The organism is Desulfotomaculum sp. OF05-3 (assembly GCF_003435535.1).
Taxonomy (GTDB): domain Bacteria; phylum Bacillota; class Clostridia; order Lachnospirales; family Lachnospiraceae; genus Pilosibacter; species Pilosibacter fragilis.
Window position 1 is genome coordinate 1 of record NZ_QWGO01000066.1, and the last position, 5,625, is coordinate 5,625.

A 5,625-nucleotide genomic window follows, 5' to 3' on the forward strand; every position below is an offset into this window, starting at 1 on the left:
CCGGACAGACGGCTTCGCCGCAACGGAATATTCAGCCTTATAAACCAAGCCGTTTTCTTATTTTCCTGCTCTTTTTCAGGATTGAGGAGAAGGGCTTGGGTGGTCTTGGAACTGGGATGCGTGCTTGGGTGACAGAGGAAAAAAGAAGCAGGACCAGACGAATTTCTTTGAAATTCATCTGACTCTGCTTCATGTTTTTTATGTTCTTTTTTACTCGGACACTTGGATAAGTCTGGGTGGGACGAGAACAAATACTATTCAAACTCGCAAAATCTAGTTTGATTTAGGTTATTTCAATGCGGTTATCTATACTATTTCGTATTAATAACCCACATTTTTCCACACGTTATTTTTCGTTTCACATATTTTTAGTACCAATCCAGTACCATTGCATTTTTTCATTATTGTGTGTAGTTCCGGTGGCTTGCAGGTTGGTTTGCTATTCACAGAATAATATTCTATCGTTTTGCATGTCCACCTATGAAAATTATAATCTCCAGACGATGTTTCTGCAACTACAAGTTTTGTGGTACTAATGGGTAGTACCATCATTCTCCATATCATTCATCAATTTATCAAAGTCACTTTCATATAGTGAATCCTGTATAACTCTGTATTTCTCAAACTCACTTTCTGCAAATTCCTTTGCAATAGCTGCAGTAACTTTTCCTTTATCCTGAAGTACTTCTGCATCATTAAATCTAAGAAATGCGTCAAGCTTTGTTTTCCAATCTTCCATAGTCATAGGAATATGTCTTCGTGCCTGTCTTGTTGCATAATCAAGATACATTGTCACAATCTCATTCACTTCTGCAAGTTCTTCTTTTTCTAAGTAGTTTTTTGCAATTGACACATCTGTTTTTACTATTTTACCATCAGGCGCATTTTTCCATGATTTAAGTCCCATATGTTCTTTATTATGATCAGCTCTTGCAACAATCACTTCTGCCGCTGTATTACCATGAACTGCATAATGCATCTTGTTCTGAACTGTTGCATAAAACTCTCTTGTCACCTGTGAATTCTTATCATAATCAACTGCTGTTGCATATATATCTGTAATTTTCTGGTAAAATCTTCTCTCACTTGCTCTGATTTCCTGAATCTCAGCAATAAGATGCTCAAAATAGTCTTCGTCGAAAATCTGTCCATTAATCAATCTGCTTTTATCAAGAACATAACCCTGCTTTGTAAATGTATCTAACACTTTGGTTGCCCATGTCCTGAACTGTGTTGCCCGTTCTGAATTAATTCGATACCCCACAGCAATAATAGCTGCTAACGAATAGAACTTATAATTGTATGTTTTTCCATCATCCGCAGTTTGTGCAAATTTTGCACAAACTGAATTTTCATCTAATTCGCCCTCTTTAAAAATGTTACTCAGATGTTTTGTAACCACACTTCTATCTACATCAAAAAGCTGTGAAATTGCCTTCTGCGTAAGCCATACATCGCCATTCTGAACCCTGACCTCTATTCCGTCTTCTCCTGCATCTCGTGTGAAAACTAGAAAATCCACAGTGCTATTTCTTATCTGTAATTCTTTGCTCATAAAAGCATTCCTTTCTCTAGATTCTATCAATACATCTCTATAAAACATTTTCCCCGGTTTCTTTCAAATATCAAGAAGGGAATTTCTGCTTTTGCCAGCATACTATTATTAACTGGAACATATTCATAATTTTCAATATCTGGTATACACTTTATAGCTTTCTTTTTATCTATACCATATAGATTATTTTCACTGCTGTTCCATAAAGCCTTAATCTTCAAAACAACACATTTTGTTTGAACCATCGCCTTATATTTTTCAAGCCTGCTTTTTTCTATCTCCTTTGATTTATCACCATAAGAAATAGTAATATATCTGGAATTGGATTTTATAATGCGAACATCTCCATTCCTTACTACCTCTTTAGGAAATCCCAAATCTTCAAAAAAACTATCATAATCTGTAATGCATTCTGGGAGTTCCATTTTGACTGCATAACTGCTATTTATAATATTCTGTATATCCTTATCATCAACCCTGAACATATAAATATTCCATCCCGTGCTATCGCCATCATTATCTAATATTGGAATAGAACCATAAGGATTAAACATATGTAAATTAGACAAATCATCTTTTGTTGGCTTTTTAAATTTGACTATTTCAAATGTTATGCTCATAAGTGTTCTCCTTTTTTATACATTTTTCAAAATAGTACTGCATTTAGAATATTTTTTTAATATTCATTCAACTTCTTCCGAAAATGCATTATAGTATTCAAAAAAAATAACGCATAATTCTTTATATAATTCTGTTAAGTCTTCTGTGGGTTTATGTAAATGTTCTCTTCTATCAATTTCTTTCTTTACTTCTTTTAACTTTGCATGAACCCTTCCTAAATTATATATTAATTGATGTCGTTGCAAATACAATTTCATTTCATAAAACATATATTTTCCTAATGTCGTTTTATAATATATTTCTCCACTCGTATGTCGCCCCAAATGCTTCTCATATTCATCTGTACATGGATCAATAAATCCCTTGTTTCCAACAACGGCAACAGCACTACTATCACTCGGCCACTTATTTGATTTTGATATATTGCAAAATGGACACGCATATAATAAATTATCATATTGAAATTTTAATTCAGGGAATTTTTCCTTAGGAGCAAAATGTTCAACATGATACACTTTACTCCCGCCACCATATTTATCTAAATCGTCACAATATGCACATCTATGCTCAAAATCATTAATCAAACGTTTTTTATTCTCTCTGTTTGTTCTCCACATTATTCCTGTATATGATCTTTGCGGATTCTTTTGTTTTACATTCATTTCAATCCTCTTTCAGTAACAAGTCTATTTTATCAATTAATTCATCTAACTTATTAGATTTCAAATCATTCTTAACCTCATCAGGAATTGCTGCATGTCCATCAATACTTTTCTCTAATTTACTATCTAATTCCAAAATCCGTTTGTCTATCGCAGCTGAATGACCTTTCTGTGGCAATAAACTTTCAATTTCTTTTTTCCATAATTCTAGTTGTTTATGATATTTCACAACCTGTTGTATTAACTTATAGTGTAATTCAACTCTCTCCTGCGGTTCTGACAAATATCTTTCAAAATCAAAAATCTGATATACATCAAATACTTCTTGCTCATATAATTCATCTTCATAAGAAGTTAAAATAAACAGCGGAAACTCCATAAATCTTTCCTGTATATAACGGGCAAGTTGAACACCGGTATAAGGCACTGTTGCATACGATGCAAGGTTATAATCAATCAGCAAAGCATCTATTTTTTCATCTATAATATATTCTGCAATATCATTCATATCAGCAGACAACGGAATTTCGAGCACTTCAAATCTGACATTTGAGTACCTATCAGCCTTTTGTTTTGATGCATCTTTCATGCCATATAAAAGATATGCCATCATTTGTGTGACTTTACTTCCATCATCATCAATAATACCAACTTTTATTACTTTCATCAAAATTTTTCCTCCTACAACGGAATTCTTATTTCTAAACCAAAGCCATTTTGAATCTGTGTTAATTTATAATCTCCATTATATTCTCTCACAGTAGATGCAATAATATACATTCCCAATCCTGTTCCTATAACATTACCGAACTGATCATACTTACTTGTTGAACCAAGTGTGAAAATTTCATATGGATTCTTAAATTTATTATCTAATCCATCTCCGTTATCCAAATAATTTACGACTAAATTCTCATTGGTTTTTAACTCAATTCTTATTTTTCTATTCTTTGTAGATGATTTTGAAAAAGCTTCTATTGAGTTAATAATTAAATTATAAAATATGCTCTCAAAGTCCGATTCAAAAATTCTTCTTTCCGCATTTTGCTCATCTTTGATTAACTCTACCTGTACCTTTTTTTGTACAAGAATTGGCTGTAAAACATTTACTATCTTCTCAATCGTATCATAAATGTTTTTCTTTAATCGCTTACGCTTATCCTTCTTGCTTTGATTTGTAACTACTGTTATCCAGGATTTTAAAAATTGATCATTCTTGTACAAGTCATTTAAATTTCTCTCAATAAGCATTTTATTATCATTTTCGATAGCCATACGCATAGGCTCTACCCTATTAACAAGCAATGCGTTAATACTTTTTAAATCATGCACTATTGAAGTTGTGATCAATCCATTTGTTGCTAATGCTCTTAGCAATTTTAACTCAGTAATTAACTCCTCTCTTTCTTCTTCAAAATATTGAACGGTTTTCGCCAAACTTTCCATTTTTTCCTTCTGAGCTTTATAATTTTTATCTTTTTTTCCACTCAAAACACTTTTTGCAATTTGACTACCTTCTTGTTTTGTTTTTTCTTTATGATTTACCCTATCATCATATATTTTAAAACTCCTTGCAATATATGCTCTATCCTTCTCAAGAATGGAAATAATTCTTATGAGAGCATCCTTTAATAACTTAAAGCTTTCATTTTCGATTATTCCTTCTCTACTTGATTTGTCCAGGATTGAAGCATTATTTATACGCGAAATAAATACTGTACCTTGACCTTGAGCATTACGAACAGTCCATGCTTCCGTCTTACTTGATACAGCAACTGGATTTGCATTATTTCTAGCTTCTAAACCTAGCCAATCAAATGAATCCGACCCATTCTCACCATATGGTCTAACCCAAAAATTATCACGATATATTTTTATTCCGCCATGTTCTTCCAGCCATTCATTTCGTGTTTTCCCTATTTCTTTATAAAAAAACACTTCTTTTTTCTGATTCTGTAATTTCATAAAGATATACTCAAATGTAAAGCTGCCTATCTGCTTAATTCTTTCTATATATTCAGAATCACTTGTATTGAACAATTGACTTATTGAATATGTAAATTCTAAACATTTCGCTTTAAAATCTTCTTTTCTATATGGATACCTCATAAACCTTTCTTCACGAAAAACATTTTCTGGAATCTTATCAACATCAAATTCATTCCTATAAAGATTAATCATAAAATTCTCTCCGTCAAAAACTGATTTAATTTTATAATCAAACTCATCTGAAAAATTGTTTTCTATTAATTCATACCCAGAATCTATACTTTTTTGCTGACAAATATAAAACTCATCTTGCTCTTTGGGAGGAATAAGAAATTCCATTGATTTTTTAATCCTCTCTATTTGATTATTAGTCCATTCATCACGCAAATTACTAATTTTTATTATTGTTCCGGTAGAAAAGTCAATTTCCTTCTCTATCCTATGCTCTAATTGTATTATTTTGTTTTTGACAGTATCCGGTATAAGCTCATATAAAGATAAACTAACATATTCAAATTCTGCTTCAATATCCTCAAGTAGATTCCCCTCTTCTTCAAAGCTATTCCAATTTGTTTTCCATCGAATAGTTGCATGCTCCTCTTGGCTTTTTGTAAACAATTCACACACTCCACCTAATCTATCCAAGGCAAATCGCCCGATACCCTTTTCTCCTGATTTTATACGTTTTTTCTTGGAAATATACTCTTTTTTCTTATTATCAGTACCAATCATCATCCAATTGTCTTCGATAATTTTCTTTGTCTATAGTGGTTCAGTTGTCAAGACAAAAATCCAAGC

6 protein-coding genes are annotated in these 5,625 nt (G+C 32.1%); 1 reads left to right on the plus strand and 5 read right to left on the minus strand.

What is annotated here, in order from left to right; translation table 11 throughout:
- Window positions 1-182, plus strand: a 182-nt coding sequence (locus tag DXA87_RS18275) for a hypothetical protein (RefSeq protein ID WP_207659045.1), incomplete at its 5' end; no start/stop codon positions are given.
- Window positions 183-532: 350 nt separating this feature from the next.
- Here DXA87_RS18275 and DXA87_RS17365 read toward each other — a convergent pair.
- The 5 genes from DXA87_RS17365 to DXA87_RS17385 form a co-directional block, all read right to left on the minus strand.
- Window positions 533-1,555: a virulence RhuM family protein gene (locus tag DXA87_RS17365; RefSeq protein WP_117505551.1), complete on the minus strand. Its 1,023-nt coding sequence runs from the start codon at window positions 1,553-1,555 to the stop codon at window positions 533-535.
- 26 nt (window positions 1,556-1,581) lie between these two features.
- Window positions 1,582-2,175 carry a hypothetical protein gene (locus DXA87_RS17370; RefSeq protein ID WP_117505542.1) on the minus strand — a complete coding sequence of 198 codons (594 nt, stop codon included), beginning with the start codon at window positions 2,173-2,175 and terminating at the stop codon, window positions 1,582-1,584.
- A gap of 63 nt (window positions 2,176-2,238) precedes the next feature.
- The gene (locus tag DXA87_RS17375; RefSeq protein ID WP_117505545.1) at window positions 2,239-2,838 is read right to left on the minus strand and encodes a hypothetical protein; all 600 of its coding nucleotides are present in this window, start codon (window positions 2,836-2,838) and stop codon (window positions 2,239-2,241) included.
- Window position 2,839: 1 nt separating this feature from the next.
- A complete protein-coding gene (locus DXA87_RS17380) occupies window positions 2,840-3,505 on the minus strand; it encodes a hypothetical protein (protein ID WP_117505547.1) in 666 nt (221 codons plus the stop codon).
- Window positions 3,506-3,519: 14 nt separating this feature from the next.
- Window positions 3,520-5,562, minus strand: coding sequence for an ATP-binding protein (locus DXA87_RS17385; RefSeq protein ID WP_117505549.1), 2,043 nt, complete (start codon window positions 5,560-5,562; stop codon window positions 3,520-3,522).
- Window positions 5,563-5,625: the final 63 nt, after the last annotated feature.